This window comes from Saccharothrix sp. NRRL B-16314 (assembly GCF_000716595.1).
GTDB lineage: Bacteria > Actinomycetota > Actinomycetes > Mycobacteriales > Pseudonocardiaceae > Actinosynnema.
Genome location: NZ_JNXC01000016.1, coordinates 18,782 through 33,405 on the forward strand (window position 1 = coordinate 18,782; position 14,624 = coordinate 33,405).

A 14,624-nucleotide genomic window follows, 5' to 3' on the forward strand; every position below is an offset into this window, starting at 1 on the left:
GAGCGTAGCCGATCGGGGGGACTGCCCAACACCGAAATCAGTGCCGTGCGCGGGCCGTCACGACCGCGTCACGTGCCGCCCTCCCACGTCCAGGTAGTCCTTGAACTGCACGGAGACCGAGTGGCCGTCGGAGGGCCAGTTCGGCACCGCGATCGTCCGCGACCGGCCACCGGTGCCGCGTGCGGTCTGGGTGACGCGGATCGGGTCGGCGGCGTCGGGCCGCGCGGGCAGGTAGGTGTCCACCGCGGTCAGGAACGGCAGGCCGGCGAACGGCGGCAGCGCGACACCCGGCGTGGACGCGCGGTCGCAGCCGTCGTCGAACACGAACGCGGCGAGGACCTGGCGGGCGCGGGGTGAGACGGCCCCCTCCATGACGTCGACGCCGTTGAACGCCAGCCGGTCGGAGTCGGGCTGGTCGGACCACCACTCGCGGTTGCGGATGACGGTCAGCGCGGTGTGTCCCGGGCACCGGTCGACGTGGTCCGCGATGCCGCCCGGGCGCGAGACCTGCAACCGCACGAACCGGTCGCTGCGCTCGAACGGCTCGAAGTAGAAGTGGGCCGTCTGCTGCCCTTCCCGCTGCAACACCAGTTCGTAGTGCTTGAGACCGTTGACGGGCAACGGGCCGAAGGAGCCGTCCGCGCCCGTCCGCACGGTGTGCCGCGGCCCACCACGCCGGGCGCCGGTCGAGGCGTCGAGTTCCCAGACCCGCAGCACGGCTTCCACGCCCGCGTTCTGCGGGAAGTACGCCGCCCGGCCCGCGATCTCCACCCGGCCGGGTGGTTCCGGCACCACCCAGGTCGTCAACGCCGGCCGGCCGCGCAGGAACCGGTACATGTGCGCGAAACCGTCCGCCGACGTGGTGGTCTCGGTGTGCCCCAGTGTGGTGAGGTACACGTTCGTCGCACCGCCGATCGAGCCGTTGGGCTGCAAACTGCCCCACAGCGCGAGCGTCGGCACGCCACCGGGCGGTGTGGCACTCGAACGCCCGTCGACGTTGACGTACCTCCGCACCGACGCGGCCCGCTCCGGTGAGGCCAGGTACGCGTGCATCACCGTCGTGCCACGGGAATGCGCGATCACGTCCACTGTGGACGCTCCGGTTCGCGCCCGCACCCCGGCGATGAACACTTCGAGGTCGGCGACGGCCTGGTCGTTGGTCGGGATGGTGGTGTCGTACTCGTAGGCGTGGAGCAGCGCGTCCGGGTAACCGTTGCCGGAGAACCGTTTAGCGTTGGACTGCCACTGCTGGGCCGAGCCCTGCTGGCCGTGCACGAACACGACGGGCGTGAGCTCGGCGGCGTGAGCTGGAGCGACGGTCGTCGCCACGAGGGCCAGGACCAGTGCCAAGACCTTCATCGCCGTCCTCCGGTGGCCAGGGCGTCCGCGAGGTTCCGCCGTGCGTCGGCGGGCAGCAGGTAGCCCGCGTGCACGTTGGCGGCGTCGGCCGTCACGACGCGGTGCAGGTAGTCACCGCGGTTCGGGTAGAGCCGGGTCAACGTCTCCGCGTCGAACGGCACGTGCGTGCCGAACAACCGGCAGAACGTCTCGCCGGTGTTGTCACCCGTGTTCACCGCCCTGGGCGCGGACACCTGCGACAACCGGATGCCGCCGAGGGCGATGCCCAGCGCGTCGCGCTTCTTGGTGACGCCGTCCGGCTCGAACTCCAGCGGACGTGCGGTCGGCGGCGGCGTGCCCCGCTCGACCCACCGCCGCAGGTGGTCGTAGGACGCGGCGGTGACGTGGTGCAGCGGGATCCGGCTGAACGGCGGCCGGTCGCAGTCGTACTGGGGCGCGCCGCCGAGGTCCCGCTCGGAGATCGGCGTGCGGTAGGCCTGACCCTCGTGGCCGGAGTGCGCCGAGCCCGCCACCTCCCAGCGGCGGAACCGGTCGGTGTCGGCCGGGCGTTGCGCGGTGCGCACGTCGGTCTCGGACAGCACCTGGAAGACGGGTTCCGCACCGGCCCGCGTCGGCGCGGGACCGACGATGAAGCCGTAACCGTCGAAGACCGGCTGCTGCTGCGGCAGGACCCGGTCGTACAGCACGGTCATCCTGACCGCGGACTGCGACGCGCCGATGGCGAGCGAAGTCCTGGTTCGCAGTCCTCCCAACGCTTTCCCGACCGCGCGGCCCGCCTGGGTGAAGATGTCGTAGGACAGCTCGTCGGCGGTGAACCGGCCGCCGCCGGTCACGTCGAGGCCGCCGTACCGGGCCGGACTCCAGCCGCGGAGCTGGTCGACGCCGACCCGCTGCGCGGACACGCCGACCCAGGCGTGACCCGCCCGGACGACCGACTCGGTGTGCCACAACGCGTCCAGGTCGTACCCGGCGGTGACGTTCTGCCACTCGACCAGCGTGGTCCCGCTGAAGTGCCGTGCCTGCACGGGCCGCCGCACGATGATCCGGGTCGTGTACGGCACGTCCGTGGCGACTTGCGTGCCGTCGACCGCCCAGCCGTCGGCCGTGCCGGAGAGGTGGAACTCCTCTTCGACGTAACCGGCAGCGGCCAGGTCGGCGGGGGTGGAGAAGAACGGGTAGGTGTCCTCGATCCGGTCCGCGAGCCGGTCACCCGGAACGGCGCCGGGCAGCGGGCCGACGAGCTGCGGCCCGGACGCGGGGTCGGGATCGGCGGAAGCGGCGGGGGTCGGGACGAGGAGGACGAGGGCGGCCACGACCAGACCGAGTCGCCGCCACGGGGATAGGGACATACCGGCTCCCACAGCGATGGGGGGTGGAGGGCACCGCCGACCGTAGCCAGGGCCGGACGGCCCGCACCAGAACGCGCGGTGATCGTGAGACCGCTGTCGCAGCGGGCTCAGCGGTGCTGGAGGAGGACCGTCCGGGCGGCCCGCTCGGCCAGCTCCGGGTCGAGCGGCGAGCCGGTGAGCAGCTCGGCGTAGAGCGCGGACTCCACGATCCGGACGTAGAGGAACGCCACCTGGTCGAGCGCGGCGGTCGACCACGGCCCGCCGTCGACTTCGAGCAGGATCTCCTTCTGCGCGGACACCGCGCGCCGGTGCACCCCGCCGGACGCGTTGAACAACACCCGCGCCGCGGTCTCCGGCTCGCCGCTCAGGAACGCGCGGAACGGTCCCGCCGCCCGCAACTGGCCGACGAACCGCCGGGTGACCTCCAGGACGCCTTCGACGCCGCCGTTCGTGCGCTCGCGCCGGGCCCGCGCCAGGACGCGGTCGGCGAGCACCCACAGCACGTCGCCGAGCAGCCCGTCACGGCTGTGCACGACCCGGTAGAGCGTGGCCCGGCTGATGGCGAGGCTCGACGCGAGCCCGTCCATGTCGACCCCGCCGTGCCGCAGGAAGAACCGGCAGGCACCGTGCAACACCTGGTCCTGGCTCACGACCCGCCCGGTCGAACCCACCGCCGCCCCCCGCGTCCGCCGGCCCACCCGTCCGGCCACCCGCATCATCGCCCGGACACCGGCCCACCGCGAGACCCGTACCGGTCTGCCGGCCTGTGCGCCCGGCCACTTCCCCGGCGGCACGGGGGCTCGACGCCGTCCCGAGCCGGCGGCCGGACCAGGGGTTGTCGGGCACGGCGGCCGGTGGCGGCGTTCCCGCCGAGCGCGCCTGATCGGGGTGATCGCGGGGAGTGCCACCCGGCGGGGATCGTGGCGTCCGTCGGTCGTCATGGCGACCGGCTGCCGCAGGACCGGCCGGTCTGACCTGGGAGCTTCTACTTCATCGAGGGGAGCGGTTCCTGGAACAGGACCGGTGGGGCGTCGCTGGGCGGGCGCGGTGCGGTCTCGTGCTGGGCGGCCCACTCCTCGGCGGTGGGGCCGTCGTCGGGCGTGACCTCGTCGGCGGAGGCGTCCGCGACGGGCGCGGGTGCGGCGGCCTGCACGGCCAGCTGCTGCTGGACCTGGGCGATCCACACCAGCCACATCGCCTCGTCGCGGTGGCCGCGGTACTCGGCCTTCAACCCCGCCAGCGCACCGCGGACGCGGGCGGCGATGACGGGGTTCTCGCGCACGGCGGACCAGACGCCGCGTGAGGAGGCGTCCCGGGCCTTCACCAGGAGACGGACCTGGTCGGTCAACTCCGGTGCGGGCAGGTTCGCCCACGCCGCTGCGATTCTCTGTGCCTTGGTCACGGTGCCATCCTCGTCGAGCAGACGGCACGCGGTTGCCGTGACACGATGTTATCAACCTCTCGTTTTTCGAGGTCAACAGCCGGGCACAGCGGGGTCACCGGTGACGCTCAGGCACCACTCGGGTACGTCTCCGGTTCAGCGCGTCCACCCGCAGGGTTGGCATCGTGCGCAGGGCGGTGGTCCGGTCGGGGCCGGTCGCCCTCCACCGCGACGAACGAGGAACCCCGCTCGGCGATCAGCCGCCGGGTGAGCACGCCGGCGGTAGAACAAGTGCGTCCCGTGGCCGGCCTCGCCCAACCGCGTGCAACCGGGGTGGTCGCGCGCCACCGACGGGTCGGCCACGGAAGACTTCGGGGTATGTCACGAACGAGGCGTGCGGTGGAGTTCGACGTGGTGGACCTCGGGCTGCGCGCGAGCCGGGACGCCAGGGGCACGCCCGCCGAACTGCTCGACGGCTACCTGGAGGACCTGGCCGCGCTCAGCACGACCGGCGCCCAGCTGGGCGCGAAGCAGCTGAGGGTCCGGCACGAGGCCGGCGCGCGGGCGGCGGCCGACGGCGTGGCGTTGCGCGACCTGATCGACCTGTACCTCAGCGCCACCTGGCTGGCCTGGTCGTCGTTGCCGGGGGTGCGGGACGCGGTCGGCGCGGACGCGGTGCGGACGGTCGGCGAGGCGGTGTTCCGGGCGGCGGACGCGGCCGTCACGGCGCTGGCCGAGGGCTACGAGGAGGCGCAGCGCTGGTCGGTGCGCCGCGAGGAGTCCTTCCGCCGCGAGTTCGTGGACGACCTGCTGGACGGCCGCAACGTAGGGCACCTCGCCGAACGGGCGGAGCGGATCGGGTTCCGGCTGGCCGCGAGCAACGTGGTGGCGGCGATGCGGGCCGACGAGCCGATCGTGGTCGGCGGCGAAGCGGCCAGGAACGTGGAGACGGCCGTGCAGCTGCGGCTGGGGTCGCGCGACGTGCTGATCGCCACGAAGGACGGGCTGCTGGTGTGCGTCGCGCCGGCACTGCCGGCCGACGTGCCGGAGGAGTTCGTGCGCCAGGTGTCGGCCGTGATGGGCGTCGAGGCGGACTGGCGGGTCGGGCTCGGGCGGGCGCAGTCGGGTCCGGGCGGTGCGGTGCGGTCGTTCGAGCAGGCCCGGTACGCGCTGGACATCGCCGACCGGCTCGGCCTGCCCGGCCGCCTGCACAAGGCCGCCGACCTGCTCGTCTACCAGGTGCTGCTGCGGGACAGCGCGGCCCTCGCCGACCTCGTCGGCGAGGTGCTGGAGCCGCTGAGGTCGGCGCGCGGCGGCGTGGGACCGCTCCTGGACACGCTGGGCGCCTACTTCGCGTGCGGGCGGGTCGCCACGGTGTGCGCGCGGAACCTGCACCTGGGCGTGCGCACGGTGACGTACCGCCTGCAGCGCATCCGCGAGCTCACCGGCTACGCGGCGGACGACCCGGGGCAGGGTTTCACGCTCCAGGTCGCGGTCCTGGGCGCGAAGCTGCTCGGCTGGCCGGACGCCCGCTCGTGACGATCCCTTCCTTGCCGGTGACCGGCAAGGAAGGTGAACGGCGAGTGGCCGGTGCGCGGCGTTGTCCGCGGCGGTCGGGAAGAACAGGATTCGGAGGGGTCGTGGGGTCGGCCCGTCCGGACTTGGGGGCTAGTGGTGAAAGTTCTGGTGCTCACGCTGGGCACGCGTGGTGACGTGCAGCCGTTCCTGGAACTCGCGCGCGGGTTGCGCGCGGCGGGCCACGACGCGCTGGTCGCCGCGCCGCACCGGTTCACCGCGTTGGCGGACGGGTTCGGCGTGCCGTTCACCGGCGTGGACGACGGTCCGCTCCGGGTGATGGACGACGACCGGGCGGGCGAGGTGATCGAGGGCGGTCTGCGCGTCCGGCTGCGGCAGATGCGGGAGATGCCCGGCATGTTCACGAAGGTGCTGGAGGACTGCTGGGCGGTCGCCATGGCAGGCGCGCCGTTCGACCTGGTCGTCCACAACGGACAGATCATCGCCGGGCAGCACGTGGCCGAGGCGCTGGGCGTGCCCGCCGTGCTGGGGCTGCCGTTGCCGCTGTACGTGCCGACCAGTGAGTTCCGCTGGCCGGGCGCGCCGCTGCCCGCCGGGCTTCCCGGCGCGCTGAACCGGGCCACCTACCTCGGCATGAAGATGCCCGCGGTGACGTTCGGCGGGGTGGTGGACAAGTGGCGCGAGGGGACGCTCGGCCTGCCGCTGCGGCGCGGTCGGCACGACCCGACGCTGGCGGTGGACGGCACGGCGGCACCGGTGCTGCACGCGTTCAGCCCGGCGGTCATCCCGCGACCCGCGGACTGGCCCGAATCGGCGCTCACCACCGGCTACTGGGCCGGGACGGGCGGCACGCCGCTGCCGGCGCGGGTGGAGGAGTTCCTGGCGGCCGGTGGTGGCCCGCCCGTGTCCGTCGGGTTCGGCTCGATGATCGGGAGCGACCCGGCGAGGCTGGCCGAGGTGGTCGTCGAAGCGGCCCGCCGGGTGGGCGTGCGGCCGATCCTGGCCGCGGGGTGGGGCGCCCTGGCGGGTGCGACGTCCGCCGACGACGTGCTGGTGGTGGACGAGATCGACTACCGCGGCCTGTTCCCCCGCGTGGCGGCGGTCGTGCACCACGGCGGCGCGGGCACGACGGGTGCGGCCTTCACCGCCGGGCGTCCGCAGGTCGTGTGCCCGTTCGTGGCGGACCAGCCGTTCTGGGGAGAGGTGGCGCACCGGCGTGGCGTGGGCGCGGCTCCCGTGCCGCAACGTCGGCTCACCGTCGACCGGCTGGCCGCCGCGCTCGACGTGGTGGTCGGCAACGAGGTGATGGCGAGGACCGCCCGGGAGCTGGGGGAGCGGGTGCGCGCCGAGGACGGCGTCGGCACGGCGGTGGCCGCGTTGGAGCGGATCGTCCAGTGAGCCGGTGGCGATCTCGCCCCGATCGTGAGGCATAGGACGCCACCCGTCCGGGAAGACAGGCACGGCGGAGGTTCTCGGCATCGATCCCCTGCGCGTGGCCGGCGGCCCTGCCCAAAGGGGCTGGTCAACCTGCTGACCGACCTCGCGCCCGCGCCGGCCATCGCGTTGAGCCGTCCCGCCGGTGAGTCGGTGCCCGACCTGCTGCGCGAACGCCCGACCTCGTCCCTCGGCAGCGCGCTGAACCGGGCCACCACCGCCCGCGCCATCACCACCACGCTCGGCGCGACGGCGGCGTGGACGGCGGCCCGCCTCACCGGCCGCTCCCGCCGGGCGAGCACCGTGGCCCTGGTCGCCCTGGTCGCCCTGGTCGGCACCCGGCTCGGCCAGACCCTCGTCACCGGCGGGCTGGACCGGTCGGTGCTGGTCGCGGGTCTCGGTTCGTTCGCCGCCCCGGAGCGGTGATCCAGACGCCGGGCGTCAGCCGGTTCTTCGGCTGCACGCCGCTCGGCCCGGTCGGCTCGGGCATCGCGCTGTCCAGCGCCACCGCCGCGAGCCTCCTCGGCCTGGTGATCACCCCGCTGGTGGAGGCGACCGCCATCCGCGCCGAGTGAGCGGTCGGCCGGTCGGCGCGGCCCCCGGAGGTCAGCCCTGGAACTCCGGCTGCACCCAGTACGTGCTGTCGTGCCGGCTGTCGGTCGGGAACCCGCCGCCGTAGCGGTACACGCCCGCACCGCGCGTGCCGTCGTGGGGCGCGGTGAACGGCGCCTGCACCAGCGTGCCGGTGAAGTAGTGCTCCGACATCGCGTAGCCGCCCTGCGGCGTGTAGTAGGAGATCACGTAGTCGCGGTCCGGCTCGACCGGGACGGGCGTCGGGAAGACGTCCGGATCGTCGACCACGGCCGCGTACGGGGTGATGAACTCGCAGCGGATCTCGCAGTGCACCTGCTGCGGGGCGGTCGCCCCTCCGATGTGGACGGTCGTGGCCGCGCCGGTCGGCCCGGCCCCGGACGCGGTGACGGCCCGACCGGTGACCGTCGCGTCACCGGCCACGTCCGGCGTGTGCACGTACCGCCAGTCGGTCCGGAAGCCGTCGAGGGCCCGCAGGCGTTCGGTGGTCACCCACGTCGTCCCGCCGTCGAAGGTCAGCTCGGTGGCGGTGATCGTGCCCGGCGTCGGGCTCAGCGAGCTGCCGGTGATCAGGAGCGGGACGCCGACCTCGGCGCTGGAGTGGGTGGTCGGGCTGGTGATGACCACCAACGGGTCGTCCTGCGCGTGAGCCGTGCCGGACAGGACCAGGGTCGCGGCGGCGACCGCCGCGAACAGCCTGGACAAGCGGGGCATGTGCTCTCCTCGGGGCCTTGGGGGAACTCCCGTACAGGTGATCGTCGGGGACCGGGGCACCGCTGCGCCGGGCCCGGTGCATTCCCTCGGGCCACGCGCCCAGTGTTCTAATCGGGCCCGTCACGCCGTCGAGCGCGGAGGTCGGTCACCCATGAGCCACAGCACGTTCGGAACCCGTCCGCCAGGCCGGTGGGCGCACACCTGGGTCTCCTCGCCCCAGCCGACGAACCCGGCCGACCTGCCACCCGACCCGTTCGTCCGGGACGGTGTGGCGCTGGCGGATGCCACGGTGCGGCAGACGATCCGCGCGTCCGTCGGCGGTGACCGGCTGCGGCTGCGGTTCTCCAACGCCTTCGGCCGCACCGCGTTGACCCTCACCGCCGTGTCCGTGGCGTTCCCCGAAGAGGTCGGCAAGAGCGCGGTCAGAGCGGGCTCGACCCGACCCGTCACCTTCCACGGGCGGACGTCGGTCGTCGTGCCGGTCGGCGCGCAGGTTGTGTCGGACGGTGTGGACCTCGCGGTGCCGCCGGACGCGGACCTGACCGTGACGGTGTTCCTGGCCGACGGGTCGCCCGCCGACGCGCTCACCTCGCACCCCGGCTCCCGCACCACCTCCCACCTGCTGCGGGGCGACCACGTCGACGCCGTCGACCTGCCCGGAGCGACCACCGTCGACCACTGGTTCCTCCTCAGCGGTGTCGAGGTGTGGTCGACCCGCACCACCACGGCCGTGGTGACGCTGGGCGATTCCCTGACGGACGGCCGCGGCTCCACCACGAACGGGAACGACCGCTGGCCGAACCTTCTGGCGCACCGGCTGCGGTCGAACCCGGCCACAGCGGACGTCGCCGTGCTCAACCAGGGCATCGGCGGCAACCAGGTCGCCGGGCAAGGCCTCGGACCGAGCGCGCTGGCCCGGCTGGACCGCGATGTGCTGGCACTGGGCGGCGTCACGTGGCTGGTGCTGTTCGAGGGTGTGAACGACATCGGCACCGCCGCGCCGACGCCCGCCGCGCAGAAGCAGGTCACGGACGACCTCGTCGCCGCGTACGAGCAGGTCGTGGAACGCGCCCACGCCCGTGGCATCGCCGTGTGCGGAGCCACGTTGACACCCCTGGGAGGTAGTGCCTACGACGATCCGGACGGTCACCGCGAGGCGTCGCGGCAGGCGGTCAACGAGTGGGTCCGGACCTCGGGGCGGTTCGACGCCGTGCTGGACCTCGACGCCGCCACCCGTGACCCGGAGGAGCCGAAAAGCCTGCTCAGGGCCTATGACGAGGGCGACCACCTGCACCTCTCGCCGGCCGGCTACCAGGCGCTGGCGGACGCGGTCCGCTTGGACCTGTTCGCGCCGACGTCCGCGTGACCCGCGACCGGAGGCTTTGCCACGCAAAAGTTTCGTAGCCCGACTGTCGTGAGTGGACGCACCGGGAGAGCGCGTTTTCCTTGCCCGGACAGCGGAATCGTCATAGGTTGACGTGGTCACCGAGCTCGACGCGAGAGGACCACGCATGGTCGGCACGACGCCACCGGAAGCCTTGGACGACCGGACACCGGTCACACCGCTCCCGGAGGGCGTGCACCCGGTGTGGCTGCCCGCGTTCGCGCTCCGCCCGGTCGGTTCGCGGCGGGTCCGGGTCGTCGGTGACGGTCCGGTGGTCGCCACCGTGCGCGGCGAGGTCGAGGCGGCCGTGGCCGAGCACGGCGGCGCGCTCGTCGACCACGGTCCGGCGGATTTGGAGCTGGTGTGCGCGCCGGACGACGGTGAAGAAGACCCGGAGTCGTTCGTGGTGGCCAGGAACGACTCCACCACGACGGTCCGCGCGGTCACCGGGAACGGCCTGCTCTACGGCTTCCACCACGTGGTGCGGCAGGGCGAGTCGGCCTTTGAAGGAGCCCTGGAGCCCCAGCGGCACGCGCCCCGCCAGTCGGTCCGGATGCTCGACCACTGGGACAACGTCGCCGTGCACCCGGTGATGGGCCAGGTCGAACGCGGGTACGCGGGCGGCTCGATCTTCTACGACGACGGGGTGGTGCGCGAAGACCTGACGCGGGCACGGGCCTACGCGCGGCTGCTCGGCTCGATCGGCGTCAACCGCGTGGGCCTCAACAACGTCAACGTGCACCGCCCCGAAGCCCTCCTGCTGACCGACCGGCTGCCGGACGTCGTCCGGCTCGCCGAGGTGTTCCGCCCGCACGGGATCAAGGTGCACCTGTCGGTGAGCTTCGCCGCCCCGGTGACGCTCGGCGGCCTGCCCACCGCCGACCCGCTCGACCCGGCGGTGGGTGAGTGGTGGGCACGCACCACGGCCGACGTGTACGCGGCGATCCCGGACTTCGGCGGGTACGTCGTCAAAGCCGACTCCGAGGGCCAGCCCGGCCCGTTCGCCTACGGCCGCGACCACGCCGACGGCGCGAACGTGCTGGCCCGCGCGCTCGCGCCGTTCGGCGGCACGGTGTTCTGGCGCGCGTTCGTCTACGACCACCGCCAGGACTGGCGCGACCGCACGACCGACCGCGCGCGTGCCGCCTACGACAACTTCGCCCCGCTCGACGGCAGGTTCGAGCCGAACGTGGTCGTGCAGGTGAAGGCCGGCCCGATGGACTTCCAGACGCGCGAGCCGATCACACCGGTGGTCGCCGCGATGCCCCGCACCCGGCTCGCGGTCGAGTTGCAGGTGACGCAGGAGTACACCGGGCACCAGAAGCACGTGTGCCACCTGGTGCCGCAGTGGTCCGAGATGCTCGGTTTCCAGCCGTGGGGCGGTGGTGAGCCCACGGTGGCGGACATCGCCGCAGGTCGTGCGTCCGCGCCCGGCGGCGGCGTGGTGGCCGTGTCGAACGTCGGCGACTCGCCGTTCTGGACCGGACACCCGTTGGCGCAGGCCAACCTCTTCGGCTTCGGCAGGCTCGCGTGGGACGACCGGCTCGCGCCGGAGGCCGTGCTGGACGAGTGGATCGGCCTCACGTTCGCCGATCCGGGCGTGGGCAAGGCGTTGCACGAGCTGATGGACGGCTCGTGGCTCACCTACGAGCGCTACACCGCGCCGCTGGGCGTCGGCTTCATGGTCAGTCCCGGCGACCACTACGGGCCGGCCGTCGACGGCTACGAGTACTCACAGTGGGGCACTTACCACTTCGCCGACCGCGACGGCGTCGGCGTCGACCGCACGCGGGCGACGGGCACGGGCTTCACCGGCCAGTACCCGGCGCCGTGGCGGGACCTGTACGAGTCGACCGCGACGTGCCCGGACGAGCTGCTGCTGTTCTTCCACCACGTGCCGTACGGGCACGTCCTGCACTCCGGCACCACGGTCATCCAGCACATCTACGACACGCACTTCGCCGGTTGCGAAGAGGTGGAGCGGATGGTGGCCACTTGGGCGGGCTTGGCAGGGCGTGTCCCCGACGACGTCTTCGGCCGCGTCACCGAACTGCTCGCTGAGCAGCTGCGGTGCGCGACCGAATGGCGTGACCAGGTGAACACGTACTTCCGGCGGAAGTCGGGCGTGCCCGACGCACACGGCCGCCGGATCTACTGACGGAGCACGAGGACTGCGGCCGGTGGCAGCTCCACCGCGTCACCGGCCCGCAGCACCCGACCGTCCAGCAGGTTCGTCCCGTCGACCGGGCACCGCACCGTCCGCGCTTCGCCGTGGTTGAGCACGAACACGTGGCGGACGCCGTCCGGTGACACCCGTTCGGTGACCTCGACGTCCGGCTCGTCGGCGAGCGGCCCGACCAACCCGTGCTCGTCCAGCGCCCGCCGGACCACGGTCGCCACACCGGCGTCGTCCAGCAACGTCGCCACGTACCAGGCGCTGCCACGCCCTCGGGTGGACCGCGTCACGGCCGGTGTCCCGGCGTAGAAGTCCGCGCCGTAGGTGCCCAGCACCTCCGCGTCGTCCGGGATGACCACTTCGAACACGTGCCGTGCCTCGAACTCGGCTCCGAGCAGCGTCACCGGGTTGACCACGTCGGGCTGCTGCGCGTCGGTCTCCTCCACCCGCAACCCGAGCAGCGAGGCGAACGGACCGGGCACGTCGGTCAGGAACGCGTTGTCGTCCTCGTCCACCCGACCGGACAGCGCCGTGGTCACGAACGTCCCGCCACCCTCGACGAACGCCGTGACGCGGTCCGCCAGGTCGCCCTTCACCATGTGCAGCAACGGCGCCACGACCACGTCGTAGCCGGAGAGGTCGGCCGTCACCGGCACGACGTCCAGTGACGCGTTCGCCTGCCACAGTGCCCGGTGGTACGCCGTCAGCACGTCCATGTAGCGGACGTTGCGGTTCGGCCCGTCGGACATCTCGACGGCCCACCAGCTGTCCCAGTCGACCAGCAGCGCGACCCGCGCCGGCGTCCGCGCGCCGAGCAGCGCGTCACCGACCCGGGCGAACTCGGCACCGACCTCGGCGACCTCGCGGAACACCCGCGTGTCCGTCCGCCCCGCGTGGTCGAGCACCGCGCCGTGGTACTTCTCGCACGCGCCGCGGGACTGCCGCAGCTGGAAGTACAGGACGGCGTCCGCGCCGTTCGCGACGGACTGCCACGACCACAGCCGCAGCACCCCCGGCCGCTTGACGGAGTTGACGTTCCGGCTCGCGGTCACCGACGGCGTCTGCTCCATGACCCAGAACGGCTCGCCGTCGCGCAGCCCGCGCATCAACCGGTGCGCCAACGCCATCCGCGCGGCCGTGCGGGACGCGGACGGGTCCTCGGGCGGGTAGTTGTCCCACGACGCGAAGTCCAGGTGCGGCGCCCACCGGTGGTAGTCGATCGGCTGGTACAGGCCCATCATGTTGGTCGTCACGGCCGTGTGCGGCGAGTGCTCGCGGATCGCCGCCTTCTCCGCCACGAACCCGCCCAGCAACGCGTCGGACATGAACCGCCGGTAGTCCAGCGTGATGCCCTGGAACGCCGTGTGGTCCGGCCCGCGCCAGTGCTCGGACAGCGTGTTCGGCGGCTGGATCTGCGCCCAGTCGGTGAACGTGTGCGACCAGAACGTCGTGTTCCACGCGTCGTTGAGCCGGTCCAGGGTGCCGTAGCGCCTGCCCAGCCAGTCCCGGAACGCCTCGCCGCACCGCGGGCACCAGCACGCGCCGCCGTACTCGTTGCCCACGTGCCAGGCGATGACCGCCGGGTTGTCCCCGTACCGCTCGGCGAGCCGCCCCGCCATCGCCACCGAGAGGCGGCGGAAGTCGGGCGACGACGGGCACGCGTTGTGTCGCTGCCCGTACACGTGCCGCCGTCCGTCGAAGTCGACCCGGCACGCCTCCGGGTACTCGTGCGCCAGCCACGGCGGCATCGCGCCGCTCGGGGTGGCGAGCACGATCCGCATCCCCTCGGCCGTGGCCCGCGCCACGATCGCGTCCAACTCCGTGAAGTCGTACCGGTCCTCGGCGGGCTGGAGGTGCGCCCACGCGAACACGCCGACGGTCACGGTGTCGATCCCCGCCGCCGAGAACGCGGCGTAGTCCCGGTCCCACACCTCGCGGGGCCACTGCTCGGGGTTGTAGTCGCCGCCGTAACCGATCTTGACGGGCACGTTCTGCCGGGTCACGCGGTGAACCTCTCGGTGGCGTCCCGCAGCACCGGGTCGGCGTTGCGCAGGAGGAGGAGGGCGAACGGGGAGGCGAGCAGCGCGAGCACCCAGTCCGAGGTGAGCACGACCAGCCCGCCGGCCGCGATGAGCAGCGACAACGTGCCGAGCGTGCACGCCGGTCGGGCGGCGAGGTAGTACGACGCCAACCGGGCGGTGTCGCGGGTGCGCAGCGCCAGCGCGGAGGACAGCACCAGCGCGTGGCACGACCACAGCAGCACCGCCACCGCGATCACGACGAGCACCAGCCCGTACCCCGCGGGCACGCCGGCCACACCGAGGTTCGCCAGGCTGAAGCCGATGACCGTCAGCACCGCCAGGGTGGGCAGCCACCAGCGCAGCACGTCCAGCAGGTTGAGCCGGTAGCCGCGCCAGAAGTGCCGTGCGGGGGACAGGTCCCGGTCGTCCAGGAAGACCCGCCACGCGAACAGCGCCGCCGACAGCGCGGGTGCCAGCGGGGCGAAGCACAGCCCGATCAACGGCGCGTTGCCCGCCTCTCCGACCAGGAACACCACCAGCAGCAACGGCGGACCGGCCGTCAGCAGGAGCAGCACCTCGATGACGACGAACCAGTACACGACGGCCGACGCGCGGGACAGGACGCCCTTGCCGATCTCGTCCGCCGGATCGCCGCGCCCCGGTGTCGTCGCCATCGCCC

13 protein-coding genes are annotated in these 14,624 nt (G+C 73.1%); 6 read left to right on the forward strand and 7 right to left on the reverse strand.

Features of this window, described 5'->3' with window-relative positions:
* Positions 1 to 57 precede the first annotated feature (57 nt).
* The 4 genes from OQ02_RS22250 to OQ02_RS22265 form a co-directional block, all read right to left on the reverse strand.
* Entirely contained in the window at positions 58 to 1,359 is a 1,302-nt protein-coding gene (locus OQ02_RS22250) for an alpha/beta hydrolase (protein WP_033440475.1), read from the reverse strand.
* Complete coding sequence (locus OQ02_RS22255; RefSeq protein WP_231500164.1) at positions 1,356 to 2,708, reverse strand: alpha/beta hydrolase domain-containing protein; 1,353 nt, start codon at positions 2,706 to 2,708, stop codon at positions 1,356 to 1,358. The genes OQ02_RS22250 and OQ02_RS22255 overlap by 4 nt, the downstream gene beginning before the upstream one ends.
* 107 nt (positions 2,709 to 2,815) lie before the next feature.
* On the reverse strand, positions 2,816 to 3,379 hold the full coding sequence (locus OQ02_RS22260) for a QsdR family transcriptional regulator (protein WP_033440547.1): 564 nt from the start codon (positions 3,377 to 3,379) through the stop codon (positions 2,816 to 2,818).
* 314 nt (positions 3,380 to 3,693) lie between these two features.
* Complete coding sequence (locus OQ02_RS22265) at positions 3,694 to 4,110, reverse strand: hypothetical protein (protein ID WP_033440476.1); 417 nt, start codon at positions 4,108 to 4,110, stop codon at positions 3,694 to 3,696.
* A gap of 357 nt (positions 4,111 to 4,467) precedes the next feature.
* On the opposite strand from OQ02_RS22265, the gene OQ02_RS22270 reads away from it, so the two are divergent.
* From OQ02_RS22270 to OQ02_RS46975, 4 genes are all read left to right on the forward strand, one after another.
* Positions 4,468 to 5,628: a PucR family transcriptional regulator gene (locus OQ02_RS22270; RefSeq protein WP_081915842.1), complete on the forward strand. Its 1,161-nt coding sequence runs from the start codon at positions 4,468 to 4,470 to the stop codon at positions 5,626 to 5,628.
* Between the two features lie 135 nt (positions 5,629 to 5,763).
* A complete protein-coding gene (locus tag OQ02_RS22275) occupies positions 5,764 to 7,023 on the forward strand; it encodes a glycosyltransferase (RefSeq protein WP_033440549.1) in 1,260 nt (419 codons plus the stop codon).
* A gap of 189 nt (positions 7,024 to 7,212) precedes the next feature.
* Positions 7,213 to 7,485 carry a hypothetical protein gene (locus tag OQ02_RS46970; protein ID WP_197043442.1) on the forward strand — a complete coding sequence of 91 codons (273 nt, stop codon included), beginning with the start codon at positions 7,213 to 7,215 and terminating at the stop codon, positions 7,483 to 7,485.
* Positions 7,482 to 7,634 (forward strand): hypothetical protein, encoded by a 153-nt coding sequence (locus OQ02_RS46975; protein WP_197043443.1) that lies wholly within the window; start codon positions 7,482 to 7,484, stop codon positions 7,632 to 7,634. Before OQ02_RS46970 ends, OQ02_RS46975 begins: the two co-directional genes overlap by 4 nt.
* A gap of 31 nt (positions 7,635 to 7,665) precedes the next feature.
* Here OQ02_RS46975 and OQ02_RS22285 read toward each other — a convergent pair whose 3' ends face one another.
* The gene (locus OQ02_RS22285; RefSeq protein ID WP_033440478.1) at positions 7,666 to 8,364 is read right to left on the reverse strand and encodes a DUF4082 domain-containing protein; all 699 of its coding nucleotides are present in this window, start codon (positions 8,362 to 8,364) and stop codon (positions 7,666 to 7,668) included.
* A gap of 151 nt (positions 8,365 to 8,515) precedes the next feature.
* On the opposite strand from OQ02_RS22285, the gene OQ02_RS22290 reads away from it, so the two are divergent.
* Together OQ02_RS22290 and OQ02_RS22295 are read left to right on the forward strand one after the other, a co-directional pair.
* Positions 8,516 to 9,730: an SGNH/GDSL hydrolase family protein gene (locus OQ02_RS22290; RefSeq protein WP_051772651.1), complete on the forward strand. Its 1,215-nt coding sequence runs from the start codon at positions 8,516 to 8,518 to the stop codon at positions 9,728 to 9,730.
* Between the two features lie 145 nt (positions 9,731 to 9,875).
* A complete protein-coding gene (locus OQ02_RS22295) occupies positions 9,876 to 11,906 on the forward strand; it encodes an alpha-glucuronidase (protein WP_081915843.1) in 2,031 nt (676 codons plus the stop codon).
* Here the strand turns inward: OQ02_RS22295 and OQ02_RS22300 are convergent.
* Positions 11,900 to 13,927, reverse strand: coding sequence for a beta-galactosidase (locus tag OQ02_RS22300; protein ID WP_231500165.1), 2,028 nt, complete (start codon positions 13,925 to 13,927; stop codon positions 11,900 to 11,902). The two genes, OQ02_RS22295 and OQ02_RS22300, sit on opposite strands and share 7 nt — an antisense overlap.
* The gene (locus tag OQ02_RS22305) at positions 13,924 to 14,619 is read right to left on the reverse strand and encodes a DUF624 domain-containing protein (protein ID WP_033440479.1); all 696 of its coding nucleotides are present in this window, start codon (positions 14,617 to 14,619) and stop codon (positions 13,924 to 13,926) included. The genes OQ02_RS22300 and OQ02_RS22305 overlap by 4 nt, the downstream gene beginning before the upstream one ends.
* Positions 14,620 to 14,624 lie beyond the last annotated feature (5 nt).

Coding starts and splice junctions, on each gene's coding strand:
- OQ02_RS22250 (WP_033440475.1), bottom strand. CDS start 1,359: ATGAAGGTCTTGGCACTGGTCCTGGCCCTCGTGGCGACGACCGTCGCT.
- OQ02_RS22255 (WP_231500164.1), bottom strand. CDS start 2,708: ATGTCCCTATCCCCGTGGCGGCGACTCGGTCTGGTCGTGGCCGCCCTC.
- OQ02_RS22270 (WP_081915842.1), top strand. CDS start 4,468: ATGTCACGAACGAGGCGTGCGGTGGAGTTCGACGTGGTGGACCTCGGG.
- OQ02_RS22285 (WP_033440478.1), bottom strand. CDS start 8,364: ATGCCCCGCTTGTCCAGGCTGTTCGCGGCGGTCGCCGCCGCGACCCTG.
- OQ02_RS22290 (WP_051772651.1), top strand. CDS start 8,516: ATGAGCCACAGCACGTTCGGAACCCGTCCGCCAGGCCGGTGGGCGCAC.
- OQ02_RS22295 (WP_081915843.1), top strand. CDS start 9,876: ATGGTCGGCACGACGCCACCGGAAGCCTTGGACGACCGGACACCGGTC.
- OQ02_RS22305 (WP_033440479.1), bottom strand. CDS start 14,619: ATGGCGACGACACCGGGGCGCGGCGATCCGGCGGACGAGATCGGCAAG.